The organism is Providencia sp. Je.9.19, assembly GCF_051129765.1.
In the GTDB taxonomy this organism is placed as follows: domain Bacteria; phylum Pseudomonadota; class Gammaproteobacteria; order Enterobacterales; family Enterobacteriaceae; genus Providencia.
Genome location: NZ_JBCPSS010000001.1, coordinates 1354858 through 1381700, shown reverse-complemented (window position 1 = coordinate 1381700; position 26843 = coordinate 1354858). Strand labels below are relative to the sequence as shown.

The following is a 26843-nucleotide window of genomic DNA, read 5'->3' as shown; positions in this document are numbered from 1 at the left end:
GAGTATCAAGGTGTTAAAATGGTTGGGCCTGATAGTTCAAGTAAGTCGGGGTAATCTAAAGTATAGTGTAGACCTCGGCTTTCTTTACGATCTAATGCACAGCGCACCATTAATTCAGCAACTTGAACAAGATTTCTGAGCTCTAATAAATTATTAGAAATGCGGAAGTTTGCATAATAGTCATGAATTTCTTGCTGTAACAGATGAATACGGCGAAGAGCACGTTCAAGTCGTTTGGTACTTCTGACAATCCCCATGTAATCCCACATAAATAGCCTTAATTCGTGCCAGTTATGCTGAATAACAACTTGTTCATCTGAATTATGAACTTGGCTTTCATCCCATTCTGGGAGGACAGGGATCTCACCGATCTGACTGATCGTTTTAATAATATTTTCTGCCGCAGACCAACCATAAACGAGGCATTCTAATAATGAATTAGATGCCATACGATTTGCGCCGTGTAAACCGGTGTAACTTACTTCGCCGATAGCATAAAGGTTAGGGATATCGGTCATGCCAGTTTGGTCAACGATAACGCCGCCACAGGTATAGTGTGCCGCAGGAACAATCGGGATTGGCTCTTTAGTTAGGTCTAACCCAAGGGTCATTAATTTGGCATAAATAGTTGGAAAATGATGTTTAATGAAATCTTCGGGTTTATGACTAATATCGAGATACATGCAATCGGCACCTAAGCGCTTCATTTCATGATCAATTGCTCTAGCGACAATATCTCGTGGGGCTAATTCATTTCGCTCATCATAATCAGGCATAAAGCGGCTACCATCAGGACGTTTTAAATGAGCGCCTTCACCACGTAGTGCTTCAGTTAGTAAAAAATTACGTGCTTGTGGGTGAAATAAGCACGTTGGATGGAATTGATTAAACTCTAGGTTAGCGACACGACAACCTGCACGCCATGCCATTGCAATACCATCTCCTGATGAAATATCTGGGTTGGTGGTGTATTGATAAACCTTAGCGGCTCCACCTGTTGCAAGAACTATGGTTTTTGCTTGAATAGTTTCAACTTGTTCTTTTTGTCGGTTCCAAACATAAGCACCTATAATACGAGAAGGCGCTGATGAGTTGGTTTCATCTGAAAGAATAAGGTCTACGGCATTATAGCGTTCTTTAATATGAATATTTGGATGTGCGAATGCTAAATCAACCAAGGTGGTTTCGACTTCTTTTCCTGTCGCATCGGCATGATGTAAAATACGTCGATGACTATGACCACCTTCTCGCGTTAAATGGTATTGCGTTTCACCAGTTTGAGTGATTTCTGTATCAAATAACACGCCTTGATCGATTAGCCATTGCACACAGTTTTTTGCGTTCGAAGCAATAAATTCAACTGCTTCTTTTTCGCAAATTCCTGCCCCTGCAATGAGAGTGTCGTTAACATGAGATTCAATACTGTCAGTGTCATCGAAAACAGCGGCAATACCGCCTTGAGCATAATAAGATGCGCCTTCACTGAGGTTACTTTTGCTGAGAATAGTGACTTGATGAAATGGTGCGAGCCGTAATGCTGCCGAAAGTCCTGCTACACCACTGCCAATGATTAATATATCAGTGTAATGCTGTGTGGAATCGTTCATATTGTGTTTGCATGCATATAGTATTTATTGAACTTTTTATGTTAGCCTATCGGGCTGCCTAATGCCATTGGCGAATGGATGTTTTGCATTAACGAATCAGCCATTATTTTGTTGGGTTTAGATATAGCATTCATCAGATGAAGCCCGTATGCTGTATTTATTCTACATGACTGTTTTATGTAAAGTATTAACTGGGATCGTTAGGATCGGTGAAGGGGCAAAACGGATACTTTTGTAAATTTTTGACGATTTTTTTGTATTAAATTGAACTTCGTCTGTTTCTGCTACTCAAAGTTTACGCTTGCTTTAGAAAGGAAGAACATGATCAACTTAATAAATTATCAGACTAAGTTCGGGAGATTGTTCCTAGAATGAGCGAGCAACTGACCGACCAGATATTGGTTGAAAAAGTACAAAAAGGCGATCAACAAGCCTTCAATTTACTGGTGATTAAATATCAGCATAAAGTTGCAAGCTTAGTATCTCGTTATGTACCACAGGCTGATGTGCCTGATGTTGCTCAAGAGTCTTTTATTAAGGCTTATCGAGCCATAGGTTCATTTCGTGGTGACAGTGCTTTTTATACTTGGCTTTATCGTATTGCTGTTAATACGGCAAAAAATTATCTAGTCGCACAAGATAGACGACCGCCCGCAACAGATTTAGAGGCGAGTGATGCAGAAAACTTTGAAAGCGCAGGTGCTTTAAAAGAAATATCGAACCCAGAGAACTTAATGTTGTCTGAAGAGTTAAGAAAGGTAGTTTTCCGGACCATCGAGTCATTGCCTGAAGATTTACGGATGGCAATTACACTTAGAGAGCTTGATGGCCTAAGCTATGAAGAAATCGCAGAAATTATGGATTGCCCTGTTGGCACCGTGCGGTCTCGAATTTTTAGAGCTAGGGAAGCTATTGATAATAAAGTGCAACCATTGATTCAAGAGTATTAATTCAATAGGTTGGCCTATAATTGTGATGCAATTAACTGAAGGTAATTAAGCATGCAAAGAGAGAAACTTTCCGCAATGATGGATGGCGAAGCTCTAGATTTAGAACTTATTAATGCCATTACATGTGATTCAACGTTAAAACAACGTTGGGAGAGCTATCATCTTATTCGTGATACTCTGCGTAATGATACTTCTGATGTCATTCATCTTGATATCGCCAGTAAAGTTGCGGCAGCATTAGAGAGTGAAGCAGTGCGTATTAATCCTCAGGTGGTTGTTGAGTCTCAGCCTGAACCGGCAACATGGGGTAGTTTTCCATTCTGGAATAAAATTCGCCCTTGGGCTAGCCAAATTACCCAAATTGGCGTAGCGGCTTGTGTATCGTTAGCGGTTATTGTTGGTGTGCAGCAGTACAACCAAAGTAACTCAGTTGATTCCGTGATTGACGAGCCTGTATTTAATACTATTCCTGTCGGGAGTGGTGCGCCAGTGAGCTTAAATATTTCTGATAGTCAATTGTTTGGCAATGAACAGCAAATTCAGCAGGTTGAACAGCAAAATCAGCGTATTAATGCGATGCTTCAACAATATGAATTAGAAAGACGCTCAACGCTTAATCAGCAATCTAATGATAGTAAAAAAGCAACGCCCCCCGCAGGAGCTAAGCTGCAATAATGAATAAATGGTTATCCGTCATCTGCCTGACGGGCAGCCTGATTATCTCTAATCAAGCTTCGGCATCTCAAAAGGATGCCGAAACTCTTTTTAAAGAAATGGGAAGTGCTGCCCAGAACCTATCCTATGAAATGTCTTTTATGACTTTCAGTCCGCAAGTTATCGTACCTGTACGTTATCGCCATGGAATTATTAACGGTGTATCTGTTTCACAAATGATCCAAATGGACTCTTCTCGACGTGAAATTGTGCAAAATGGCGATAAAATAAGCTATTTTGAGCCGGGTTTTGACGCTTTTAGTTTAAATGGCAAAAATATTGTCGATAATTTGCCTTCTGTTTTGTTTGCAGACTATGAAAAAATTCAGCCTTATTATAACTTTATTGATGCAGGGCGTACGCATATCGGTGATAAACCTGCATTAGTGATCCGTATTATCTCTAAAGATAATTCACGGTTTAATTATGTTATTTTAGTTGATGAAGAAACTAAGCTACCTTTGAGAGTTGATTTGCTTGATAGTAATAATCAGACATTAGAACAATTTCGAGTGATATCTACAGTACTTGATAGCAAAACGGTGAGTGATTCATTATTATCTTTGAGTAAGGTGAATCTTCCACCATTACTAATTTATCCTAAAAATACCAGCCCATCATTTAAGTGGCAGGTTGGTATGCTTCCACCTGGATTTGAAGAATCATCACGTTCTTTGCGCAAGCTGGGGGAAAATGATGTCGTTGAAACTGCGATGTTTAGTGATGGCTTATTTACATTCTCAGTCAATGTGACCAAAGCTGACCAAGGTTCACTTCTTGATCAACCACTACAAAATGGTCGCCGTACAATTTACACTACGACTCAGAAGCAAAATGTGATAACGATAATAGGCGAACTACCTTTGTCAGCAGCACAGCTAATTGCAAGCAGTATTCAGTTTCGGGAGTAACATATGGTAAAAGAATGGGCGACAGTTATCCGTTGGCAGAAAGGTAGAGCATTATTGCGCTATGGTTCTTCATCAGGATGTGGAAGCTGTGGTGCACGTGCGACTTGCGGCTCTTATGCACTAAGTAAAATAGGGCCAAATACGGAGCATGAATTAGAGATTGAAATTGAGCAGCCTTTAGTTGTAGGCCAAAAAATTGAGGTTGGTATACCCGAAGGCAGTTTATTGCGTTCAGCGATGTTGGTTTATTTAACACCTCTTTTGGGTTTATTTATTTTTGCAGCTTTTGCTCAGTTTTTCGATTTTGAACAGGTTTGGGTTGCTCTTTTCGGTGTCCTTGGTGGATTTTCTGGATTTTTTGTTGCTCGTAAAATAGCGAGTTATTTACGCTTCGAGACAGCATTTCAACCTGTAGTATTACAAATAGGTTTACCGCCTACTGAGCTTTCAGTCCAAGTTAATTGTTAAATATACTCGATTTAACTTGATTTGAGTCGCCTGTTATTAACAGGCGATTTTGCTTTAGGTGGTCCTAAATTAATTGAATAACTCATTATACTTATGCAGGTTTACAGTTGTTTTACATTGAATCTTTGTGTTAGACGTATCTTCTATGTAAAATGCTGCTAATTAGCAATCTTGTAATAATCATAGCATTTTAGTTTTGTGGCAAAATTTGCTCAAAACTGATTTTGTAAGGCAATTTAAAAGAAGATATTACCTTGAAAATCAATAACATAAGAAATTTTTCTATCATTGCTCATATCGACCATGGCAAGTCTACTTTATCAGATCGTATTATTCAGATTTGTGGCGGTTTAACTGACCGTGAAATGGCGGCGCAAGTTCTAGATTCTATGGATTTAGAACGCGAGCGTGGGATCACCATCAAAGCACAGAGCGTGACGCTTAATTATACAGCGGCAGATGGTGAGACATACCAATTAAACTTTATCGACACCCCAGGACACGTAGACTTCTCTTATGAAGTTTCTCGTTCATTAGCTGCCTGTGAAGGCGCTTTGCTGGTTGTTGATGCAGGTCAGGGGGTTGAAGCTCAAACGCTTGCTAACTGTTACACTGCAATAGAAATGAATTTGGAAGTTGTTCCAATCTTGAATAAAATCGATTTGCCTGCAGCTGATCCTGATCGCGTTGCTGATGAAATTGAAGATATTGTTGGATTAGATGCTCATGATGCTGTTCGTTGCTCAGCTAAAACGGGTATTGGCGTTCAAGATGTTATTGAACGACTAGTTAAAGAGATCCCACCACCAATTGGTGATGCGGATGCACCATTACAAGCACTAATTATTGACTCTTGGTTCGATAACTACTTAGGTGTTGTTTCACTTATCCGTGTTAAAAACGGCACACTGAGAAAAGGCGATAAAATCAAGGTAATGAGTACAGGGCAGGTCTACAACGCTGAGCGTCTGGGTATTTTTACGCCAAAACGAATTGATCGTGAAGTACTCAGTAGCGGAGAAGTCGGCTGGTTGGTCTGTGCAATTAAAGATATTACTGGTGCACCTGTTGGCGATACCTTAACAGGTTCGCGTAATCCAGCGGATAAAGCATTGCCAGGGTTTAAAAAAGTTAAACCACAGGTTTATGCAGGACTATTCCCAGTCAGCTCCGATGACTATGAAGCGTTTCGTGATGCGTTAGGGAAACTTAGCTTAAATGATGCTTCTTTGTTCTATGAACCCGAAACATCAACAGCACTTGGTTTTGGTTTCCGTTGTGGCTTCCTTGGTTTGCTGCACATGGAGATTATTCAAGAGCGTTTAGAGCGTGAATATGATCTTGACTTGATCACTACCGCACCAACTGTGGTATATGAAGTCCGATTGACTAACGGCGATATCGTGCTTGTTGATAGCCCATCTAAATTGCCAGCGCTGAATAATATTGAAGAATTGCGTGAGCCAATTGCAGAATGTCATATGCTAATGCCTAAAGAATATTTAGGTAACGTTATAACGCTGTGTATTGAGAAACGTGGTGTTCAGACCAATATGGTCTATCATGGTAATCAAGTATCATTGACGTATGAAATTCCGATGTCGGAAGTGGTTCTTGATTTCTTTGACCGTTTGAAATCAACTTCTCGTGGTTATGCATCTTTAGATTATGCTTTTAAACGTTTCGAGCCATCTGACATGGTTAGGGTTGATGTTCTTATCAATAATGAACGTGTTGACGCCTTAGCGTTAATCACTCACCGCGCTAACTCGCAGTATCGTGGTCGTGATTTAGTTGAAAAAATGAAAGAGCTTATTCCACGTCAGCAATTTGATATTGCGATCCAAGCGGCAATTGGTAACCATATTATTGCTCGTTCTACAGTTAAACAGCTACGTAAAAACGTCCTTGCTAAGTGTTATGGTGGTGATGTTAGCCGTAAGAAAAAACTGTTGCAGAAGCAAAAGGATGGTAAGAAACGCATGAAACAAGTGGGTAATGTTGAATTACCACAAGAAGCGTTCCTTGCTATATTGCACGTCGGTAAAGACAACTAATTGCATGTCGCTAAGACAGCTACACTAACAAGGAGTCTCAATGGCTAACACTTTTGCCTTGATCTTAACACTGGCAACATTAATCACTGGGATTATTTGGTGTTTAGATAAGTTTAAGTTTGCACCAGCACGAAAAGCAAAGCTGAAAAAACTACAAGAAATGACTAGCGGCTCAATGAGTAACGACGAATTAGAAAAAGCGGTTCGTCGTCCTTCATGGCTTGAAACGGGAACTTCTATTTTTCCAGTATTAGCGATTGTGCTTATTGTTCGTTCATTTATTTATGAGCCATTTCAAATACCTTCAGGGTCGATGATGCCAACATTATTGGTTGGTGACTTCATGTTGGTCGAGAAATTTGCTTATGGATTAAAAGATCCAATTACGCAAACAACATTAATTGCAACGGGTAAGCCAAAACGTGGTGATATTGCGGTATTTAAATACCCAAAAGATACCAATGTTGACTTTGTGAAGCGTGTTATTGGCCTGCCTGGCGATAAATTGGTTTATAACCCTGATGCGAAAGAACTGACAATTTACCCTAATTGTGCAGATAACAAGTGCACAGAACAATTACCGATTACTTATGGTCCTTTAGCTCCAAGTGAATGGACAATGTTCTTTGATGTGAGCTCTGTTGTTGATAGCCAAAAAGGAAATTTTGAAATTCCGGTTGATCAAGAACTACCACGTAATGCACTTCGTCAGTATCAAAGAAGTGAAACGTTGGGCACTGTTGAACATCAAATCTTAATTATTCGCCAAGCGGTGACTGAGGCTAAATATATTCAGCCAAATATGCCGCGTAATGAATGGATTGTGCCAGAAAAACAGTATTTCATGATGGGTGATAATAGAGACAATAGTTCAGACAGCCGTATGTGGGGCTTTGTTCCTGAGCAGAATTTAGTTGGTCGTGCCGTGTTTATTTGGTTAAGCCTAGATAAACAAGAAAATGAATGGCCAACGGGTATTCGCTTTAGCCGTCTTGGACCACTTTAATTAAGTCATACTAATATGGGTTTTCATTTGAAAACCCATATTATCCGAAGCATTATTATCTTACCCAGTGTACAATATAATTTAATTAATATTATTGGCTCCTCAATTGTTCACTCTTCCTTTTTAAGTCCTTATAACTAATGAAAATTTTTAGTTTTAGCTTTATGGTCTATAAAAAAACAGTGGTATAGGAGTCAGTGCAAACGCAACAGTTTTGTAAAATGATTTATATTACAGGTCTGTTGCGTGTGCTTTTTCTCAAACGAAAAATGGTTGGGCGCACATGAACCCCTCTTTATTAGAAAGATTGCAACGTAAGCTTGGTTATCAATTTCAACAATATTATTTATTGGTCCAAGCTTTGACACATAGAAGTGCAAGTAGCAAACATAATGAACGCTTAGAATTTCTAGGTGATTCAATTTTAAGTTTTGTTGTCGCGAACGATTTGTATCATCGATTCCCTAAAGTGGATGAAGGGGATATGAGCCGTATGCGAGCGACACTTGTACGCGGAAACACATTGGCTGAAATAGCCCGTGAATTTGAACTCGGCGAATGTTTACGTTTAGGCCCGGGTGAACTTAAAAGCGGCGGCTTTCGTCGTGAATCTATTCTTGCTGATACAGTCGAAGCGTTAATAGGCGGAATTTTTCTCGATAGTGATATTCAAACAATAGAGAGAATTATTTTAAGTTGGTATAAAAGCAGACTAGATGAAATCAGTCCGGGTGATAAACAAAAAGACCCGAAAACTAGATTACAAGAATATCTTCAAGGGCGCCATTTACCATTACCTAACTATTTAGTTGTGCTGGTAAAAGGTGAGGCCCATGACCAAGAATTTACGATCCACTGCGAAGTGAGTGGAATTGACCAACCGATAAATGGTATCGGTTCAAGTCGACGTAAAGCAGAGCAAGCCGCTGCAGAACAAGCATTGAAAATTTTGGAGCTTGAATGAGTGAATTACAATCCCACTGTGGCTTTGTTGCTATAGTTGGGCGACCAAATGTGGGTAAGTCTACGCTGTTAAATCAGCTATTAGGGCAAAAAATTTCTATCACCTCTAGAAAGCCGCAAACGACTCGCCACCGTATTATGGGGATCGATACAGAAGATAATTATCAAATTATTTATGTAGATACCCCAGGTTTACATATTGAAGAAAAAAGAGCGATTAACCGCTTAATGAACCGCGCAGCATCAAGCTCGATTGGTGATGTTGAGTTGGTGATTTTTGTAGTCGAAGGAACGAATTGGACTGCTGATGATGAAATGGTTGTCAATAAACTATCGAGCTTACGTTGCCCAGTGATTTTGGCAATTAATAAGATTGATAATGTTACAGATAAAACCATCTTATTACCTCATATTGGCATGATTAGTCAGAAAATGAATTTCTTGGATGTGGTCCCAATTAGTGCAGAAAAAGGCACTGGTGTGGATACAATTGCTAAGATTGTTAAAAAACATATTCCAGAAGCAACCCATCATTTCCCTGAAGATTATATTACTGACCGTTCTCAGCGTTTTATGGCTTCAGAAATTATTCGTGAAAAATTGATGCGTTTCCTTGGGGATGAGCTGCCATATTCTGTTACTGTCGAAATTGAACAGTTTAAAGTGACGGAAAAAGGCTTTCTCCATATTCATGGCTTAATTCTTGTTGAACGTGAAGGTCAAAAGAAAATGGTCATAGGTAACAAGGGCAGCAAATTGAAAACTATCGGTACTGAAGCGCGTATCGATATGGAAAGAATGTTTGAGAACAAAGTGCACCTTGAGCTTTGGGTTAAAGTTAAATCAGGTTGGGCAGATGATGAAAGAGCATTGCGTAGCCTGGGTTATGTTGATGACCTAAAATAGTAGGTGACAAGGTGAGTGGCTGGCAACGTGCATTTGTGCTCCATTCTAGACCCTTTAGTGAAACAAGTTTATTGCTTGATTTTTTCACTGAAGGAGAAGGGAAAATACGGTTACTTGCTAAAGGCGCTAGACGTAACCGCTCACCATTAAGAGGCTGCTTGCAGCCTTTTACACCTTTGTTGATCCGTTGGGGAGGCAAAGGTGAAATCAAAACATTGATTAATGCTGATCCTGTATCCCTTGCTCTTCCTCTTAGTGGTACAGTCCTCTACAGCGGTTTATATCTAAATGAACTCACGACCCGTGTGCTCGAATTTGGGACACCATACTCCGCTTTATTTTTTGATTATCTGACTTGTTTACAAGTATTGGCAGCAAGTGAAAATACCCCTGAATCGGCTTTACGTCAGTTTGAACTCGCTTTATTGTCATACCTTGGCTATGGGGTTGATTTTCTTCATTGTGCAGGAAGTGGGGAGCCAGTATCAGATACGATGACTTATCGTTATCGTGAAGAAAAAGGCTTCATTGGTAGCTTGGTTGTCGATCAATTAAGTTTTACAGGTAAGCAGCTTAAAGCATTAGCCAGTCGTGAGTTTCCAGATGCAGATAGCCTGAAAGCTGCAAAACGTTTTACGCGAGTTGCATTGAAACCCTATTTAGGTGGAAAACCATTAAAAAGTCGTGAGTTATTTCGGCAGTTTACCTATTCGCCGACTGCCCTTAATCGAAAACCTTCCTAGATTTAATCTTAGATTTATACAATTCAATTATGTGCCCGATGATCATTTTTTCGAGCCGTTTCCCAAAATAAAAATTTTTAGACTGAAATACTAACGCCAATTTATAATCTGCTCGCAAGAGTGAGAGATATATTCCCATAACTGAATAAATTGCAGTAGGATATGGCTCATAAAAGAGTTCGTTACTATTTAATGATAGGGAGTTAAGAATGGCTGAGCTTTTGTTAGGTGTAAATATTGACCACATTGCAACAGTAAGAAATGCAAGAGGTACTCAATATCCAGATCCAGTACAAGCTGCATTTGTCGCGGAGCAAGCAGGCGCTGATGGCATTACTGTTCATCTACGAGAAGATCGCCGTCATATTACGGATAGAGACGTTGCTTTACTCAATGAGACTATTCAAACACGAATGAATCTTGAGATGGCCGTGACTGATGAAATGATTGATATAGCTTGTCGTATCAAACCTACTTTTTGTTGTTTAGTGCCTGAAAAACGTGAAGAAGTTACCACTGAAGGTGGGTTGGACGTTGCAGGTCAAAAACAAAAAGTGGCTTATGCTATCAAGCGGTTATCAGAAGCGGGTATTTTGGTTTCCTTATTCATTGATGCGGATCATACGCAAATCGATGCTGCTCAAGAGTGCGGGGCGCCTTTTATTGAAATACATACGGGTGCTTATGCGGATGCTAAAACAGAGCAGGAACAAGAATTAGAGTTTCGTCGTATTCGTGATGGTGTGGCTTATGCCGCAGGTAAAGGAATTAAAGTTAATGCGGGTCATGGCTTAACCTATCACAACGTTCAACGCATCGCACAATTACCAGAAATTTATGAACTCAATATTGGCCATGCCATTATTGGACGTGCACTATTTAGTGGTTTAGCTCAAGCAGTAGCAGATATGAAGAACTTACTGACGGAAGCACGTAAATAATGGCAATTGTAGGTCTAGGTACGGATATCGTTGAAATAGCACGCATTGAGTCAGTCATTGAGCGTACGGCAGACAGCCTAGCAAAAAGAATTTTGACTGATAATGAGTTTATGCAATATCAACAACAGACTAAACCAGCACGTTTTCTGGCAAAGCGGTTTGCAGTCAAAGAAGCCGCCGCTAAAGCACTGGGAACAGGTATTCGTAATGGTCTTGCATTCAACCAATTTGAAGTCTCTAATGATAAACTCGGTAAACCATTGTTAACATTAAATGGCGAGGCATTAAAGTTAGCGACTAGTTTACATGCGACACATTTTCATGTTTCCATTACTGATGAGCGCCATTATGCATCAGCGACAGTGATTATTGAAAGCTTACAATAATTAAGATGTTTGATTATCAATGAAATAAATCAACATTACAGTTATTATTCATTTAACTGTAATGTTGATTAAAATGTGGGATTAGACTAATTTTCAGGTTAAATTTTGTCTGCGTGGTGGATCGCCACAAATTTATCCCAAAGTTGTTCTTGTGTTTCAATACGTTCTGGATCGGTAATGATAGTATTAGTGATAGGACATACGGATTGGCAAGTTGGCTTGTCATAGTGACCAATACATTCAGTGCATAAATCTGAATCTATCTCATAAATGTCATTGCCCATATAGATTGCATCATTAGGGCATTCGGGCTCACACATATCGCAATTGATACATTTTTTAGTAATTAATAGTGCCATTTTTATCAGTAAAATTTGTTTTTATATTGTCTTATGAGCGCTATTCTACACTGAAATAGAAAAGTTGAATACTTAATTATTAGAATGTAAACAAAAATTGATGGTTAGTAATTAATATTATTTTTCATAATTATATTAAATTGGATTTAACTAAAGATTAAATAGTATTTGTAATAATATTATTATGATTATGTGAAAAATAAAGGTTAAGGTAATTCTCAACCTTTACTATTAATTTATTGTAAAAAAATATTATGCTTCAACAAAATTAACTTTATAAATATACCATTCTTTATTATTTTCAGCTTGAATAAATATATGAAGGATACCACCTGATAGGAACATGGTTGTTGATTTTATAGTGTTTTCAACGGCGAACTCATCACTTAATAATAAAGTAATGCTTGCATTATCAGCTATTTGATAAAATTGAAAAACTTTAGTTTCTAAGTTGTAACCGTATAAAAACTGTTTATTTTGAGTCGTGTCATAAAAAGCTTGCAGATTACTCAAATAAGAAAGTAACTTTCCTTTTTGAATCGGTGCTTTATCATCAATTTTTCCATTATCTGCTAGGGAATAAACAGTATATGATTTATCTTTTGAATGACCTAAGAAGAAGTTTTTTTTAGCTGCCGAGAATGCGAGTGTTGTTGGGTAAAAATCTTCAAAGCCTGATTTTTGAACCGTTGATTTATAAACTACCATTTTATTTTCCTTATATTTAAAATGAATTAACATGATTTTAAAATCACGTTTATCATATTTAAATAATTATATTTTAAAAATAATCTTTATTATTAGCCTCTAATATGAACATTAATAATATGAAAATAATTAATATTATAAATATTCACAAATAATAGTAGTTGTGGTAATAATAACGAAAAAATCATAAGGGTGTTCTATGTTTGAGAATCTAGGGGTGTTAAATTTTTGGACTTATCTAGCAGGGTTAGTTCTTATCATTATTGTACCAGGTCCAAATTCTCTATATGTATTAAAAACAAGTACTTCACATGGTACTAAAGTGGGTTATCGCGCAGCGCTAGGTGTATTTACAGGGGATGCTATGTTGATTTTTCTCTCCTTTATTGGAGTAGCATCATTGATTAAAGCGTCTCCGACACTATTTACTATTGTGCGTTATCTTGGGGCTGCCTACCTTTTATACTTAGGCGGCAAAATTTTATATGCCACGTTTTTCCAAAAAAAGGCACTTACAGCCGACGTGGGTATGGTTGCGGTCAAAACTGAGAAAGTTTTTACTCGGGCATTGGTGCTAAGTTTGACCAACCCAAAAGCAATTTTATTTTATATTTCATTTTTTATTCAATTTATTGATTTTAATTATTCTCACGCTTGGGTTCCCTATCTCGTTTTAGCGACCATTTTAGAAATTGTCAGTTTTTTATATTTAAGCCTTCTTATTTTTAGTGGTTACTTAATTGCCCGCTTCTTACGTGAAAAGAAAGTTTTAGCTAAGTTAGGTAATTGCACTGTTGGCGCTTTTTTTATGGGTTTTGCCGCTAAATTGGCTATTTTTAGTAATTGATATTATAACCGATTAATTTATTAGCATAATTTATTTAAATAAGTCATGAAGAGCTATAATATTTCAAGTTGTGGGCACTCTGACATTTCGTGATAATCTAAGGCTAAAGAAGTAGAGCATTGAGGTCAGAGTGACACAAACACAAATAGATGAATATTGGATGGAACAAGCGCTTGAGCTAGCTCAAAATGCACAACAAGCTGGAGAAATCCCTGTTGGCGCATTGCTCGTTAAAGATAACCAACTTATAGCTTCAGGATGGAATTGCTCTATCCGCAATCATGATGCTACCGCTCATGCAGAAATGATAGCATTACAGCAAGCAGGACAAGTTCTTAGCAATTATCGTCTGCTTGATACCACGCTCTATGTTACTTTGGAACCTTGTATTATGTGTGCAGGGGCGATGATCCATAGCCGTATCGGGCGTGTCGTTTATGGTGCTAAAGATTTTAAAACAGGAGCTTGTGGCTCTTACATTGATATTATGGGGCAGGTAGGTTTAAACCATTATGTGGAAGTCACTGGGGGGATTTTGGCAGAAAGATGCTCATCTATGCTAAGTGCTTTTTTTAAAATGCGTAGGGCGCAGAAAAAGCTGCAAAAGAATCAATCAATTTAGTTCCTTTTTGCACTTTTCTTATTTATTTTTATTTCTAGGTTTGTTTGGTTTACTCATTTTTAATTAGAAATTGCCTCAGTTGATGGGGCGGTTGAGCTATGGTTGGTATCAGTGGGCTGATAAGGGATAGTTGATGCAAATTGCGGTTTTAAAGGTAGTTTAATCTCAGGAGTAAAAAGAGGTGTCTTTTGTGTTGAGTTAACTGACTCAACGTAATGAAGACTGACTTTTTCTTCTGTAGGTATCTGTTTTTCATGTTGAACTGATTCAGTTTCCCCTGTTTTGTTGTTTTCAGATAACTCAGGTGAAATAATATAGGTTAATGATTTTTGTGCGATATCTAATGTACGCTGTTTTTTATCTTTATTTTCCAAGTATCCCACTAAGCTTTGATGATAACGCCTGATATTTTCCACGTACCGGTACGCTTCATGGCCTCGTGCATAACCGTAAGGGAGTTGAGAATAATATTTTTTCTGTGTGAGTAGTGGCAGCCTTGCTTTGACGTCCAGCCAGCGGTTAGGGTCTCCGCCTAACATTTCAGTGAGCTTTCTTACATCCTGCATATGGCCATATCCCATATTATAAGCCGATAAAGCAAACCAAATACGGTCATCTTCCTCAATGGACTCAGGTAGACGCTCCATAATATATTCAAGATAGGCAGCCCCCCCTTTGATACTTTCTTCTGGATCTAATCTATCGGCGATCCCCATTGTCGCTGCGGTGGGCTTAGTTAGCATCATTAACCCTCTAACACCTGTGGGAGAGGTGGCTAGCGGATCCCAATGAGATTCTTGCCATGCAATGGCGGCAAGTAGCTTCCAATCTAGTGATGTTGCGTATTGTTCGAATAGAGGCTGATATTCAGGTAATTTATTATTGATTGCACTGATAAATGTTAGGGTATCAAAATAATCGAATGTTTTGACATGACTAAAATATTTTTCATTTAGACGAGCAAGTAAGTCAGTTTCGTGGCTTGAGTTGAAAAAATCGAGTAATGCCGCATCTAGACTATCATCCTGATTACGGCTCATATACCAAGTGATGGCATGATCGTCGAGTAAATCAAAAGCGACAGCGATTTGCGGATGAATGCGTTGTTGCAGTGCAATGGCAATTGAATCTTCCAATACATAATCAATCTCACCCTCTGCTACCATTTCAAGTAATTGATTTGTAGTGTACTTTGAGCTTTCTTCCCATTTTAGGTTTGGGTATTCTTTAGCGAGCCTTTTTAAAGTACTTGCGTGAGCGGTACCTGACATAACCATCAGTTTGCCGTTGATATCATTAAAAGATCTAGGACGAGTTGAACCTTTGCGGTAAACCAGTTGCTGAGTTACATTCAAATAGCTCGGCCCCGTTTTCATTTTCTGTAGTCTATCTTTGTTATATAACAAGCCAGCTACTGCAATATCTGCGGTGCCATTGTCTAAATCATCAAAAATTTGTTCGAAAGTGGGTCTGATGGTGATTTTTAACTTCACTCCTAAGTACGCAGCAAAGCCTTGAGCAAGCTCATAGTCAAAACCACGAAGCTGTTTTTGCTCATCGATATAGATAAGTGGCGAGCTAACGGCACTAATACGCAATTCCCCTTGAGAAAGAATTTTATTGATTTGGGAATCTTGCGTATTTGACCATCGAATGTTGAAGCCGATGATCATAGTAGCCAGTAAAGCAATGACCACGATAATTAAATAGTTAACTTTTAAGTTATTCAAATAGTTATTTCTCGTGCATTAACTGGTGTAGTTGCTGGTGTAGTGATTCAAAAAAAATTTAAAAAAGAAAAAATAATTAAGTAATGGTTATAATTCCAGTGGTTAGGTATTTTGCTCAACTATTATGATCGGTGCAACCTATATTATGCTATTTAGCACATAATAATATTTCACTAATCGCTTTTTTTTTAATCACGCAAACGGTTTCGTATTGATGAACATTGCTTTATAATAGTGTCGGTTTCCCTGCTTTCATGATCAGGGCTGGCGTTTAAAAGAGAGAAATAAAGACGATGGAAATTTTGCGTGGTTCACCTGCTCTATCAGCATTTCGTATTACCCGCCTTTTGGCACTGTTTACTGAAAAACAGCTCCCTGTAACGGATATCTATGCTGAATATATGCACTTTGCTGAATTATCAGCGCCGTTGAGTGATAGTGAGCAAGGAAAACTGAGCAGCCTATTAAATTATGGCCCCTCTCTTGCGGAGCATGAACCATTCGGTAAACTTATTTTAGTAACCCCGCGTCCGGGAACTATCTCTCCTTGGTCTTCAAAAGCGACGGATATTGCACATAACTGTGGCTTAGCGCAGGTCAAACGAATTGAGCGAGGTATTGCTTACTATGTTCAAGCTAATACGTTAACTGAAAAGCAATGGCAAGAAGTCACCGCAATATTGCATGATCGTATGATGGAAAGGGTGTTTACCTCTTTTGATCAAGCTTCTGCACTATTTGTACAGCATCAGCCAGCACCATTGAAAGTGATTGATATCATTAAAGGTGGGCGTTTAGCCTTAGATACTGCAAATAAAGAAATGGGCTTGGCACTTGCTGATGATGAAATTGATTATTTACTTAATGCATTTACGGGCTTAAAACGTAATCCAACCGATATTGAGCTTTATATGTTTGCGCAGGCAAACTCAGAACATTGCCGCCATAAAATCTTCAATGCAGATTGGGTGATTGATGGTGAAGAACAGCCGAAATCGCTGTTTAAAATGATTAAAAATACCTTCGAAAAAACACCTGATTACGTCTTGTCTGCATATAAAGACAATGCTGCTGTTATGGAAGGCTCTTCAGTAGGGCGTTTCTTCCCTGAACCGAATGGTCGTACATATCGTTATCATCAAGAAGATGCGCATATCTTGATGAAAGTTGAAACTCACAACCACCCAACGGCTATTTCACCTTGGCCGGGCGCTGCAACGGGCTCTGGTGGTGAAATTCGTGATGAAGGCGCAACAGGGCGTGGTGCTAAACCAAAAGCAGGCTTAGTTGGTTTTTCAGTCTCTAATCTACGGATTCCAGGTTTTGAACAACCATGGGAAGAGGATTTTGGTAAACCAGAACGTATCGTCACTGCACTTGATATCATGCTAGATGGCCCTTTGGGCGGCGCTGCATTTAATAATGAGTTTGGTCGTCCAGCCCTTTTGGGTTATTTCCGTACCTATGAAGAGAAAGTTAATAGTCATAATGGCGAGGAGTTACGGGGTTACCATAAACCGATTATGTTAGCAGGTGGTATTGGTAATATTCGTGCTGATCATGTGCAAAAAGGTGAAATCACCGTTGGTGCGAAATTAATTGTACTTGGTGGCCCCTCAATGAATATTGGCCTTGGCGGCGGCGCTGCATCATCAATGGCATCAGGGCAATCGGATGCTGATTTAGATTTTGCCTCTGTTCAACGTGATAATGCTGAAATGGAACGCCGTTGTCAGGAAGTCATAGACAGATGTTGGCAGCTAGGTGACGACAATCCAATTTTATTTATTCATGACGTAGGGGCTGGTGGCTTATCAAATGCCATGCCTGAACTGGTTAGTGACGGTGGTCGCGGTGGCCGTTTTGAATTGCGTAAAATTCTTAACGATGAACCGGGTATGAGCCCGTTAGAAGTTTGGTGTAATGAATCTCAAGAACGCTATGTAATGGCCGTCTCACCTGAACAATTACCTGTATTTACGGCGATTTGTGAACGCGAACGTGCGCCTTTTGCCGTTATTGGTGAAGCGACAGAAGAACGTCATTTAATATTAAATGATGCGCATTTTGATAATCAACCAATTGATATGCCATTAGATGTTTTATTGGGTAAAGCGCCTAAAATGTTAAGGGATGTCACTACATTAAAAGCGGAGCCACAGCCCTTAGATAGAACTGCGATAAGCTTAAATGAAGCAATAAAACGCGTTTTGCATCTTCCTGCTGTTGCTGAAAAAACTTTTTTAATCACTATTGGTGACCGTACTGTAACCGGCATGGTTGCACGTGATCAGATGGTAGGGCCTTGGCAGATTCCAGTATCAGATTGTGCGGTAACGGCTGCGAGTCTTGATAGTTATTATGGCGAGTCGATGTCAATTGGCGAAAGAACCCCAGTTGCGTTGATTGATTTTGCTGCTTCTGCTCGAATGGCGGTTGGTGAAGCATTAACGAATCTTGCTTGTTCATATGTTCAAAATCTAAAACGCGTTAAGCTATCAGCTAACTGGATGTCTGCAGCGGGCCATCCCGGTGAAGACGCCGGTTTATACGCAGCAGTTAAAGCGATTGGCGAAGAACTTTGCCCTGCACTCGGTATTGCCATTCCTGTAGGTAAAGACTCGATGTCGATGAAGACCCGCTGGAAACAAAATGGTGAAGAGCGTGAGATGACATCGCCACTATCATTAGTGATAACGGCATTTGGTCGCGTTGAAGATGTGCGTTTAACCGCAACGCCAGAGTTAAAAACTACGGCTGACAATGCATTATTATTGATAGATCTTGGTCAAGGTCATAACGCATTAGGCGGCTCAGCTTTAGCACAGGTTTATCGTCAGTTAGGTAACAAAGCCCCTGACGTTCGTCATCCTGAGCTACTCGCGGGCTTCTTTAATACGATTCAACAGCTACTATCAGAGCAGAAATTATTAGCCTATCACGATCGTTCTGATGGTGGATTATTTGTGACATTAGCTGAAATGGCCTTTGCTGGGCATTGTGGTATTAATGTTGATATCAGCTCATTTGATGAGGATACGCTCGCAGCGTTATTTAATGAAGAGCTGGGCGCTGTTATTCAAATTGAAGGTAAAGATCGTCAGTATGTAGAGGACTGTTTTACACAGGCAGGACTTGTAGATTGTATTCATTACTTGGGTACTGCAATTAACGATGATGCGATAATTATCAATAGTCGCGATACTGTTGTTTATAATGAGTCTCGTAGTTTATTGCGTCAATGGTGGGCTGAAACTACATGGCAGATGCAGCGTTTGCGCGATAACGAAGTTTGTGCTGACGAAGAGCATGCCGCGAAACTGGAAACTCAAGATCCTGGGTTGAATGCTCATCTCACATTTGATATTGCTGATGATATTGCAGCTCCGTATATTTTATCGGGTGTTCGTCCAAAAGTTGCCGTATTACGCGAACAAGGGGTTAACTCCCACGTAGAAATGGCTGCTGCATTTGATCGTGCTGGTTTTGATGCGGTTGACGTGCACATGAGTGATTTACTGGCTGGTAATTTATCTCTCGAGCAATTCCAAACGTTAGTGGCTTGTGGTGGTTTCTCTTATGGGGACGTACTCGGTGCAGGGGAAGGTTGGGCTAAATCTATCTTATTTAATACTAAAGTACGTGATGAATTTGCCACTTTCTTTAATCGGCCAGACACGTTGTCATTAGGCGTTTGTAATGGTTGCCAGATGATGTCTAACTTGCATAGTTTGATCCCCGGTGCTGAATATTGGCCTCGCTTTGTTCGTAACCGGTCAGAACGTTTTGAAGCACGTTTTAGTTTAGTTGAAATTGCTCAAAGCCCATCTTTGTTATTACAAGATATGGCAGGCTCTCGTATGGCAATTGCTGTCTCTCATGGGGAAGGGCAAATTGAAACTCGTGCCCAAAACCATTTACAGCAGCTAGAAAATAACCAGTTGGTGGCGATGCGTTTTGTGAACAATCATGGACAAGTTACAGAGCAATATCCAGCGAATCCAAATGGCTCTGTCAACGGTATTACATCTGTGACTTCGACAGATGGCCGGGCAACAATCATGATGCCGCATCCTGAGCGAGTATTCCGTACGGTGAGTAACTCATGGCATCCAGATAACTGGGGTGAAGATAGCCCATGGATGCGTATTTTCCGTAATGCGCGTAAGCAATTAGGTTGATATTGAAGAACCAATAAAAAATAAAAAGCACTCATTATGGGTGCTTTTTTTATTGAGGGTCGATTATGTCGATGATTTTGCCTAAAACTTCCTCAAATACACTTTCTTCAAGTGTGGCTGAGTAGTTAGCTTTTTGCGCTAATAAATCTAATGAACGTAATTGGTAGCATAGAACACAGCCTGTAATTTTTCCGGTATCTGTACTTGAGCCATCTAAATAGACTGTAACGCTTCGAGTTCGTGATGTCCTGCCTCCACTCGTAATAGGAGCGCATAGTGTTGTACCAAGTACATTGTTGAGTTGCGAGTCAGTTATAACTAAATAATAGTGTGAACCTTTAAATTCTTTACCACTAACAGGATCGCCATTGATATGCCAGATTTGGCCTTTATGTGGTTTTTTAGTTTTAGCCATTAGATAATCTCATGGCCAATAGGATCTGAATTATCTAACTGGCTATTTAAGGCTTTAATTTCATTTTCATCAATACCAGAAAGTAGCTCTGATAATGATTTACGTCCTCTTGCAACCCGTTTAGTTGGTTTGATACAAACGGATTCACCAAATGCATCTATATCTAACTTCATTCCGACAACCCAACCCGCCATATTTGCGACATCACTTGGGATTGTTAATACAACCGCTCCACCTTGTTGCCTTAATCTTGTAGTTGACATGTTTTCTCCTTCAAAATCTAATTGTGACTCTGTAATACTATAGCACTAAGTTACACAAAGTCACACTATCCTTTGCCTAAAAAAAACCGCCTAATTTTCATTAGACGGCTGTTGGTATTCACAATACTTATTATTAATTATTCAAGGACAAACATACCGTAAGGGTGAATTTGTAAGTACAGATTTTCCCCGACAGACGGCTGTAATTGTGTGGCATTAATTTGTAATAACATTGATTGACCATGCCAATCTACAGTTACCTCATATTGAGGTCCCATATAAGCAACATAGGTAATTGTACAGCGCTGGCTCTCATCACCTTGCAAACTGAGGGTAATAGCCTCAGGACGAACACCCAAGGTAACTTGATTTTTGTCTGTTACAATCTGAACGGGACGCGGCAGGCGATAGTTAAAGATATCAACCGTATCATGGGTTAATGTGGCTGGGAAAATATTTGCATCTCCCATGAAACTTGCCATGAACTTGGATGCAGGCTGGCGGTAAAGTTCTTGTGGTGAGCCAAGTTGCATAATTTTACCTTTATTCATTACCAATACCATATCAGAAACTGCAAAAGCTTCACTTTGGTCATGAGTAACATACAAAGAAGTAATATTAAATTGTTGCTGCAATTCGCGAATTTTTTCACGCATACTGCGGCGCAAATTGGCGTCCAAGTTACTTAACGGCTCATCAAATAACAGTACTTTAGGTTTTAGAATAAGGGCGCGAGCTAAGGCAACACGCTGTTGTTGTCCCCCTGAAATTTGATCAACAAATCGCTCGGCAAAACCAGCTAAATCAACGATCTCTAATGCTTCATCGACACGTTTCTTAATTTCTGCTTTTGGTAAACCAAGCATTTTAAGACCATATCCAACGTTTTCCCCTAAAGACATATGTGGGAACAGTGCATAAGATTGGAATACCATACAGATATCACGCTGCTGGATTGATCTGTCGGTAACATCCTCTCCATCGATAAACATACGTCCTTCAGTGGGCTTTTCAAGACCTGCCACGAGGCGTAATACGGTTGTTTTACCGCAACCCGATGGTCCTAATAACGTCACCATACTGCCTTGCGGAATGGAAAGGCTTAAATCATCGATGACTGTGTTGTCGCCAAAACGCTTAGTGATATTTTTTAATTCAACAAAACTGGTTGTTGTTACAGAACTTGATTGCGTCATGTTAATTACTCCGTGATTACTGTGCATTTTTGGCTTTGGAACGTGAAACACGGGCTTCGCCAATCAAATAGTCAAACAAGAAAATAATGGCTAGCATGACCACTATCAAAATAGAACCGTAAGCTATTGCAACACCATATTCGCCATCTTCTACTCGATTAAGAATATAAGCCGTAGCGACACGGGTGTCTGGTGTGACTAAGAAAACAATGGCGCTGACAGTTGTAATAGCTCGAACGAAACTGTAAATCAGCGCGGATAAGATAGCAGGGCGCAATAATGGCAATAGTATGTGGAAAATAGTGCGCATTGAACCTGCTCGTAAGCTGAGTGAGGCTTCATCAAGTGATTTATCGATTTGTCCAAGTCCTGCAATACCGGCTCGAATACCAACAGGCACATTACGCATCGTCATTGAAATAATGATAATGGCCGCAGTACCTGTGAGATAAAACGGTGAGTCATTAAAGGCTAAGATATAAGACACCCCAGCAACTGTGCCTGGTACAGCAAAGCAAAGCATGGTGGTGAATTCAATTGTTTTTTTACCGCGGAACTCTTGGCGTACGACAATATATGCGATCAATAGGCCGAGTATGGCGGTTATTGGCGCTGCGATAGCGGCATAAAGTAAAGTATCTAGTAATGAAGGCCATGCACCATCACTCATACCTTGACCAAACAATTTAATGAAGTTGTCTAAGGTTAAGGTGTAATCCACACCCCAGTTAACCGTGAAGCTTCCGTAGAAAATGCTGCCATACAGCAACACATTGAATGCGACCCAGATAGCTAAGAAAGTTGTGACGATGGTAACTAATGAGTTTGGTAATGGTTGCACATCACCACGGTAAGATTTGCCTGACACCGTGACATAAGAGCGTTTGCCAATCCACATATACTGTACGCAGAAGACCAGTAATGAGAATACTAATAATGAGGCGCCTAAGGTACTTGCGGCTTGATAGTCAAGTTGGGAACCCGTGATGTAGAAGTAAATTTGCGTCGCTAAAACGTCAAAGTTACCGCCTAAAACTAGTGGGTTACTAAAGTCAGCTAATGATTGAACGATAACAATCAAAAAGGCATTTGCCAGTGCGGGTTTTAATAACGGCATAAAGACGTTGAAGAAAGTCTGATAGCGATTTGCACGTAATGTATAAGACGCTTCTTCCAATGATGGGTGAATAGTTTTAATCGCCCCGTCTAAAATCATAAACGACATCGGGGTAAACGCTAATACTTGCGCTAACCAAATACCGGTAAAACCATATAGCCAGTTAGTGTTTTCTAACCCCATATAAGCGGCCATAAATTCAGTAATGTAACCTGAACGTCCCATCATTAAGGTAACGCCTAAGCCAACAACAAAAGGTGGCGTTACAATGGGTAAAATTGAGAAAACACGACCTATAATGGCTGATCGTTTCGCAATTCTTGAAGTATAAATAGCTAATATTAAACCGAAGAAGGTACAGCCTGCACCTACTGCCAGTGATAAAAACACTGAATTAATAATAACTTGAATAATGTGTGACTGTGTGAGAATAGCGACAAAAGCAAATGGAGCAAAATTTCCATTACCGTCGGTAAACATCGGAACGAAAATCGCAATGCTTGGGAACACGATAAAGAGTGCTATTAACACAACAACGGTTATCAAAGAGCCAATGACAAATTGGTCACCACCAAGCCACTCTAATCGAGTCAGCGCAAGCGTCATCACCATACCAAGGGCAATGAACAGAATAATAGTGGAATACCCGAGTCCTTTACCTTCAAAATAAGAGGTTAAAATAACCACCGCAGCGGTGATAACGGCAACGGCAATATCAAAATAATGGCGTTTTTTATGATGGCGATCCGCCGGTGTTAATGGGCGAATAAATAAAATAGAAGGCAATAAGAACCAAAGCCAACTAATATTGACGTTACTCCAGCCGTAAGCGGACAATATTTCATCTTGTGTCGAATCAAGTAAGCCATAGTCGAGACTCCAAGATGGCAATAAAGCGAAGCCAAGCCAGGCGATTAGCAGCCAAAGGAATGTCGTATCCTTTTTATTTGAGGCTGATAAAGTTAGGGTTTGAGGCATTGTTTTTCCCTCTGTCCGTCATATTTCATGTTGCAATGGTATTGGCTGCTTCCGCGACCTAATCGATCGCTTCCCTTACCGTTTTATTGCCACTCAAACTATTTAGGACGTAATTAAATTATTATTTAAATATATTTATCAATTAACTACTTAGGTAGTGACTAAAGATAATAAGCTACCCGCACCTAAAATTAATTTAGATGTAATTATTGTATTTATTATTTAGTAAGTGCTCAGTGCGGTGTATTAACACCGCACTTTGGTCGTTATTTACTCATTTTGACTTCAGTAACCCATTTGTTGATAAGATTTTTACGGATTTCAGCATCGCCGTATTTATCCATATCATAATTGATTAAATTCAGGTCATTGAGTTTTAATGAAATAGGTGAAGATTCTGCGGTTGTATTGGTTAAGATTTGGTAGGATTTACCTTCTTTCCAGCTCAACTCTTGTGCTTCTTTAGATAAAACAAAATCAACGAACAATTTGGCGTTATCCATATTACGTGCATTTTTCAAAATACTAATGCCACCAATTTCATAGCCAGTACCTTCACATGGGGCGATAAGTTCCAACGGTGCGCCATTTTCAACTTCTAATGAGTAATCATGTAAGAAGCCGATGCCAATTGCAGATTCGCCACGGGCGGCGTTACGTGCAGGGGCAATACCTGATTTGGTGTATTGTGAAATATTGCTATTCAATTTTTTAAGGTAATCAAACGCTTGCTCATTTCCCCAAAGTTGGTCGAAAGTGGCAAGAGCGGTATAAGCTGTACCTGAACTTTGTGGATCTGCAATTTGAATTTCACCTTTATATTCAGGTTTAATCAAATCTTTCCAGCACGTTGGGATTGGTAAACCTTTTTCTTTTAAACGATCTTTATTAACGCCAAAACCTAAGATTCCAATGTAAACCGCAGAGGAGTAGTTTCCTTTACGTTTAGCCGGATCTTGGAATTGTGGCATGATTTGGCTAAGATTTGGTGATTTATAGGCTGCTAAAAGATCCATTTCGCCCGCTTGCGAATGTGGGTCTAACGTACCGCCATACCAAACGTCTGCTTGTGGATTACGTTTTTCTGCTTCAATTTTAGCCAGTGTGCTGCCTGAACCATTACGTATAAATGTTGTTTTAACATCATATTTTTTAGCGAAAGCTTGAGTTTCAGTTTCACACATTGCATTGGTCGCACTACAGTAAACAACCAGTCGTCCTGCTGCATTTGCCGTGGTAGAAATTGCTGCCAGTGATAAGCCCGCAGCGATAAGTGTAGAGAGAGTTTTCAGTTTCATTGTCAGTCCTTTATTTAGGTTCTAGTATCGGATCAGAATAAATATAAAAAACAATTTAGGTCTTATTGTTAGAGAGTGAAACAGTGCCTGCTAAATGCTCCCGCTTGCTAACATTTGCAATCAAAAGAGGCATTAGCAGTAGCCCCATCAATGCCGCCGCACTGGCAAGTAGGGCAAACATTCCCGACCAACCGTAATTTGCGATGACTTGAGAGAGCGGCCACCCTGCGATTGCAGCGCCTAAATAGGCATACAACCCAAGATAGCCAGTTACCGTTCCGGCTGCTTGTTTGTGACAGTATTCTGTAGCAGCCAGACCGATCAACATTTGTGGTCCAAAAACAAAAAAGCCAATAGCGAAAAAACATACAGCTAATAATGCGTAGTGATGAATTGGCGTTAACCATAAGGCACTGACTGAAACAACGAGGCCTAAGGAGAAAAGCAAAATCATCGGGGCGCGTTGCCCTTTAAATAAAATATCAGAACCCCAACCTGAACAAACCGCGCCGAGTAGCCCGCCTAATTCAAATAAAGATAAAGTGGCATTCGCACTCAGTAAGTTTGTACCGTGGGTTTCGGTTAACCATAGATTTCCCCAATCGTTTATCGCCATGCGGATCAGATAAACTAAAATGTAAGAAAAACCTAATAACCAAATCATACGGTTAAATAAAATCGTTTCTTTCAAGATGGACAACATTGGTAAGGGCGGCGATAAACGTTCTTGTCGTAGTTCTAAAACATCGTGACGCCACTGCCCAACGGTCGGTAATTGCTCTTCTTGAGGTGTTCCTTTTAGCTGGCGACATAACCAGAGTCCAATGACAACACCAATAATTCCGGGGACGATTAATGCCATTTGCCAACTATAGTGAGTAGCGAGCAATGCGGTTAATAGTGGAAGTAACATGCCACCGAGGTTGATAGATATATTCCACAATCCCCACCAAAATCCGCGTTCATTACGAGAGTACCAATGTGTCAAAATTCGAGCGCAAGGTGGCCATCCCCAACCTTGAAAAAAACCATTCAATGTCCAAACAATCAGTAATGCAGGAAAAGAAAGGCAATAAGCAAATGCGATATTGAGAACTCCCGTCATGACAAGACCAACACCCATAAACCAGCGATAGCCTGTGATATCATGAAAAATCCCCGATAAGAATTTCGAGAACCCATAAGTTAAATAAAAGGCAGTTGCTATCCAACCAATATCACTTTTGTCTAAAAATAACTCGGCCTGCATGACGGGCATGACGAAATTAAAACTTTTTCGTGTCAAATAAAAAGTGGCATAACCAATAATCATCGATAGCATCAATTTACGACGCCAAAAATGGTATGAATTATCGATATCGGTGGTATTTTTGCCTGTCATGGTGGCATTTCTCCCGTTTGGCAAAATGTAATCAAATTTTTAACAAAATGGATGAGATAAGGTATTAGGAGACTAGGAATTATTCTTAGTTTTTAG

Annotated in this window: 24 protein-coding genes; 14 read left to right on the top strand and 10 right to left on the bottom strand. The window is 39.7% G+C overall.

Annotated features, from left to right (window positions below; all coding sequences use genetic code 11):
• Window positions 1-5: 5 nt before the first annotated feature.
• A complete protein-coding gene (gene nadB / locus AAZR93_RS06370; RefSeq protein WP_434719274.1) occupies window positions 6-1607 on the bottom strand; it encodes an L-aspartate oxidase in 1602 nt (533 codons plus the stop codon).
• A 371-nt stretch (window positions 1608-1978) separates the two neighbouring features.
• Here nadB and rpoE point away from each other — a divergent pair, with 371 nt between their 5' ends.
• The 11 genes from rpoE (at window position 1979) to acpS (ending at window position 11652) form a co-directional block, all read left to right on the top strand.
• Complete coding sequence (rpoE, locus tag AAZR93_RS06365) at window positions 1979-2557, top strand: RNA polymerase sigma factor RpoE (RefSeq protein WP_294110524.1); 579 nt, start codon at window positions 1979-1981, stop codon at window positions 2555-2557.
• A 51-nt stretch (window positions 2558-2608) separates the two neighbouring features.
• The gene (rseA, locus tag AAZR93_RS06360) at window positions 2609-3232 is read left to right on the top strand and encodes an anti-sigma-E factor RseA (protein WP_294110526.1); all 624 of its coding nucleotides are present in this window, start codon (window positions 2609-2611) and stop codon (window positions 3230-3232) included.
• The gene (rseB, locus tag AAZR93_RS06355) at window positions 3232-4182 is read left to right on the top strand and encodes a sigma-E factor regulatory protein RseB (protein ID WP_294110528.1); all 951 of its coding nucleotides are present in this window, start codon (window positions 3232-3234) and stop codon (window positions 4180-4182) included. Before rseA ends, rseB begins: the two co-directional genes overlap by 1 nt.
• A gap of 3 nt (window positions 4183-4185) precedes the next feature.
• Window positions 4186-4650, top strand: coding sequence for a SoxR-reducing system protein RseC (rseC, locus tag AAZR93_RS06350; RefSeq protein WP_434719273.1), 465 nt, complete (start codon window positions 4186-4188; stop codon window positions 4648-4650).
• A gap of 260 nt (window positions 4651-4910) precedes the next feature.
• A complete protein-coding gene (gene lepA / locus AAZR93_RS06345) occupies window positions 4911-6707 on the top strand; it encodes a translation elongation factor 4 (RefSeq protein ID WP_434719645.1) in 1797 nt (598 codons plus the stop codon).
• Window positions 6708-6747: 40 nt separating this feature from the next.
• On the top strand, window positions 6748-7713 hold the full coding sequence (gene lepB, locus AAZR93_RS06340) for a signal peptidase I (protein ID WP_294110534.1): 966 nt from the start codon (window positions 6748-6750) through the stop codon (window positions 7711-7713).
• Window positions 7714-7996: 283 nt separating this feature from the next.
• A complete protein-coding gene (gene rnc / locus AAZR93_RS06335; protein ID WP_434719272.1) occupies window positions 7997-8677 on the top strand; it encodes a ribonuclease III in 681 nt (226 codons plus the stop codon).
• A complete protein-coding gene (era, locus tag AAZR93_RS06330) occupies window positions 8674-9582 on the top strand; it encodes a GTPase Era (protein ID WP_294110538.1) in 909 nt (302 codons plus the stop codon). Before rnc ends, era begins: the two co-directional genes overlap by 4 nt.
• Before the next feature lie 11 nt (window positions 9583-9593).
• Entirely contained in the window at window positions 9594-10325 is a 732-nt protein-coding gene (gene recO, locus AAZR93_RS06325) for a DNA repair protein RecO (RefSeq protein ID WP_434719271.1), read from the top strand.
• A gap of 209 nt (window positions 10326-10534) precedes the next feature.
• Window positions 10535-11266, top strand: coding sequence for a pyridoxine 5'-phosphate synthase (gene pdxJ / locus AAZR93_RS06320; protein WP_434719270.1), 732 nt, complete (start codon window positions 10535-10537; stop codon window positions 11264-11266).
• Window positions 11266-11652, top strand: coding sequence for a holo-ACP synthase (acpS, locus tag AAZR93_RS06315; RefSeq protein WP_294110544.1), 387 nt, complete (start codon window positions 11266-11268; stop codon window positions 11650-11652). The genes pdxJ and acpS overlap by 1 nt, the downstream gene beginning before the upstream one ends.
• A gap of 98 nt (window positions 11653-11750) precedes the next feature.
• Here acpS and AAZR93_RS06310 read toward each other — a convergent pair whose 3' ends face one another.
• Both AAZR93_RS06310 and AAZR93_RS06305 read right to left on the bottom strand, forming a co-directional pair.
• Window positions 11751-12011: a YfhL family 4Fe-4S dicluster ferredoxin gene (locus AAZR93_RS06310; RefSeq protein ID WP_434719269.1), complete on the bottom strand. Its 261-nt coding sequence runs from the start codon at window positions 12009-12011 to the stop codon at window positions 11751-11753.
• A 252-nt stretch (window positions 12012-12263) separates the two neighbouring features.
• Window positions 12264-12719: an XRE family transcriptional regulator gene (locus AAZR93_RS06305; protein ID WP_294110548.1), complete on the bottom strand. Its 456-nt coding sequence runs from the start codon at window positions 12717-12719 to the stop codon at window positions 12264-12266.
• Between the two features lie 199 nt (window positions 12720-12918).
• Here AAZR93_RS06305 and leuE point away from each other — a divergent pair, with 199 nt between their 5' ends.
• A complete protein-coding gene (leuE, locus tag AAZR93_RS06300; RefSeq protein ID WP_336431043.1) occupies window positions 12919-13566 on the top strand; it encodes a leucine efflux protein LeuE in 648 nt (215 codons plus the stop codon).
• Between the two features lie 130 nt (window positions 13567-13696).
• Window positions 13697-14188, top strand: coding sequence for a tRNA adenosine(34) deaminase TadA (gene tadA / locus AAZR93_RS06295; protein ID WP_294110552.1), 492 nt, complete (start codon window positions 13697-13699; stop codon window positions 14186-14188).
• A 59-nt stretch (window positions 14189-14247) separates the two neighbouring features.
• Here tadA and mltF read toward each other — a convergent pair whose 3' ends face one another.
• The gene (mltF, locus tag AAZR93_RS06290; protein ID WP_434719268.1) at window positions 14248-15918 is read right to left on the bottom strand and encodes a membrane-bound lytic murein transglycosylase MltF; all 1671 of its coding nucleotides are present in this window, start codon (window positions 15916-15918) and stop codon (window positions 14248-14250) included.
• 293 nt (window positions 15919-16211) lie between these two features.
• Between mltF and purL the strand changes: the two genes are divergently transcribed.
• On the top strand, window positions 16212-20099 hold the full coding sequence (gene purL, locus AAZR93_RS06285; RefSeq protein ID WP_434719267.1) for a phosphoribosylformylglycinamidine synthase: 3888 nt from the start codon (window positions 16212-16214) through the stop codon (window positions 20097-20099).
• 49 nt (window positions 20100-20148) lie between these two features.
• Here purL and AAZR93_RS06280 read toward each other — a convergent pair whose 3' ends face one another.
• The 6 genes from AAZR93_RS06280 to uhpC form a co-directional block, all read right to left on the bottom strand.
• Complete coding sequence (locus AAZR93_RS06280) at window positions 20149-20514, bottom strand: type II toxin-antitoxin system PemK/MazF family toxin (RefSeq protein ID WP_434719266.1); 366 nt, start codon at window positions 20512-20514, stop codon at window positions 20149-20151.
• Window positions 20514-20777 carry an AbrB/MazE/SpoVT family DNA-binding domain-containing protein gene (locus AAZR93_RS06275; protein WP_294110558.1) on the bottom strand — a complete coding sequence of 88 codons (264 nt, stop codon included), beginning with the start codon at window positions 20775-20777 and terminating at the stop codon, window positions 20514-20516. The genes AAZR93_RS06280 and AAZR93_RS06275 overlap by 1 nt, the downstream gene beginning before the upstream one ends.
• Window positions 20778-20914: 137 nt before the next feature.
• Window positions 20915-22000, bottom strand: a complete 1086-nt coding sequence (gene fbpC / locus AAZR93_RS06270; protein ID WP_434719644.1) for a ferric ABC transporter ATP-binding protein — start codon at window positions 21998-22000, stop codon at window positions 20915-20917.
• Window positions 21990-24068, bottom strand: coding sequence for an ABC transporter permease (locus tag AAZR93_RS06265; RefSeq protein ID WP_294110562.1), 2079 nt, complete (start codon window positions 24066-24068; stop codon window positions 21990-21992). The genes fbpC and AAZR93_RS06265 overlap by 11 nt, the downstream gene beginning before the upstream one ends.
• 266 nt (window positions 24069-24334) lie before the next feature.
• On the bottom strand, window positions 24335-25366 hold the full coding sequence (locus AAZR93_RS06260; RefSeq protein ID WP_294110564.1) for an ABC transporter substrate-binding protein: 1032 nt from the start codon (window positions 25364-25366) through the stop codon (window positions 24335-24337).
• Window positions 25367-25421: 55 nt separating this feature from the next.
• Window positions 25422-26747 (bottom strand): MFS transporter family glucose-6-phosphate receptor UhpC, encoded by a 1326-nt coding sequence (gene uhpC, locus AAZR93_RS06255; RefSeq protein ID WP_294110567.1) that lies wholly within the window; start codon window positions 26745-26747, stop codon window positions 25422-25424.
• Between the last annotated feature and the right edge of the window lie 96 nt (window positions 26748-26843).

What these genes read in the sequence shown, in the direction of transcription:
- nadB (WP_434719274.1), bottom strand. Translation starts at nt 1,607, where the DNA reads ATGAACGATTCCACACAGCATTACACTGATATATTAATCATTGGCAGT.
- rpoE (WP_294110524.1), top strand. Translation starts at nt 1,979, where the DNA reads ATGAGCGAGCAACTGACCGACCAGATATTGGTTGAAAAAGTACAAAAA.
- rseA (WP_294110526.1), top strand. Translation starts at nt 2,609, where the DNA reads ATGCAAAGAGAGAAACTTTCCGCAATGATGGATGGCGAAGCTCTAGAT.
- rseB (WP_294110528.1), top strand. Translation starts at nt 3,232, where the DNA reads ATGAATAAATGGTTATCCGTCATCTGCCTGACGGGCAGCCTGATTATC.
- rseC (WP_434719273.1), top strand. Translation starts at nt 4,186, where the DNA reads ATGGTAAAAGAATGGGCGACAGTTATCCGTTGGCAGAAAGGTAGAGCA.
- lepB (WP_294110534.1), top strand. Translation starts at nt 6,748, where the DNA reads ATGGCTAACACTTTTGCCTTGATCTTAACACTGGCAACATTAATCACT.
- rnc (WP_434719272.1), top strand. Translation starts at nt 7,997, where the DNA reads ATGAACCCCTCTTTATTAGAAAGATTGCAACGTAAGCTTGGTTATCAA.
- era (WP_294110538.1), top strand. Translation starts at nt 8,674, where the DNA reads ATGAGTGAATTACAATCCCACTGTGGCTTTGTTGCTATAGTTGGGCGA.
- pdxJ (WP_434719270.1), top strand. Translation starts at nt 10,535, where the DNA reads ATGGCTGAGCTTTTGTTAGGTGTAAATATTGACCACATTGCAACAGTA.
- acpS (WP_294110544.1), top strand. Translation starts at nt 11,266, where the DNA reads ATGGCAATTGTAGGTCTAGGTACGGATATCGTTGAAATAGCACGCATT.
- AAZR93_RS06310 (WP_434719269.1), bottom strand. Translation starts at nt 12,011, where the DNA reads ATGGCACTATTAATTACTAAAAAATGTATCAATTGCGATATGTGTGAG.
- AAZR93_RS06305 (WP_294110548.1), bottom strand. Translation starts at nt 12,719, where the DNA reads ATGGTAGTTTATAAATCAACGGTTCAAAAATCAGGCTTTGAAGATTTT.
- leuE (WP_336431043.1), top strand. Translation starts at nt 12,919, where the DNA reads ATGTTTGAGAATCTAGGGGTGTTAAATTTTTGGACTTATCTAGCAGGG.
- purL (WP_434719267.1), top strand. Translation starts at nt 16,212, where the DNA reads ATGGAAATTTTGCGTGGTTCACCTGCTCTATCAGCATTTCGTATTACC.
- AAZR93_RS06280 (WP_434719266.1), bottom strand. Translation starts at nt 20,514, where the DNA reads ATGGCTAAAACTAAAAAACCACATAAAGGCCAAATCTGGCATATCAAT.
- AAZR93_RS06275 (WP_294110558.1), bottom strand. Translation starts at nt 20,777, where the DNA reads ATGTCAACTACAAGATTAAGGCAACAAGGTGGAGCGGTTGTATTAACA.
- fbpC (WP_434719644.1), bottom strand. Translation starts at nt 22,000, where the DNA reads ATGCACAGTAATCACGGAGTAATTAACATGACGCAATCAAGTTCTGTA.
- AAZR93_RS06265 (WP_294110562.1), bottom strand. Translation starts at nt 24,068, where the DNA reads ATGCCTCAAACCCTAACTTTATCAGCCTCAAATAAAAAGGATACGACA.
- AAZR93_RS06260 (WP_294110564.1), bottom strand. Translation starts at nt 25,366, where the DNA reads ATGAAACTGAAAACTCTCTCTACACTTATCGCTGCGGGCTTATCACTG.
- uhpC (WP_294110567.1), bottom strand. Translation starts at nt 26,747, where the DNA reads ATGACAGGCAAAAATACCACCGATATCGATAATTCATACCATTTTTGG.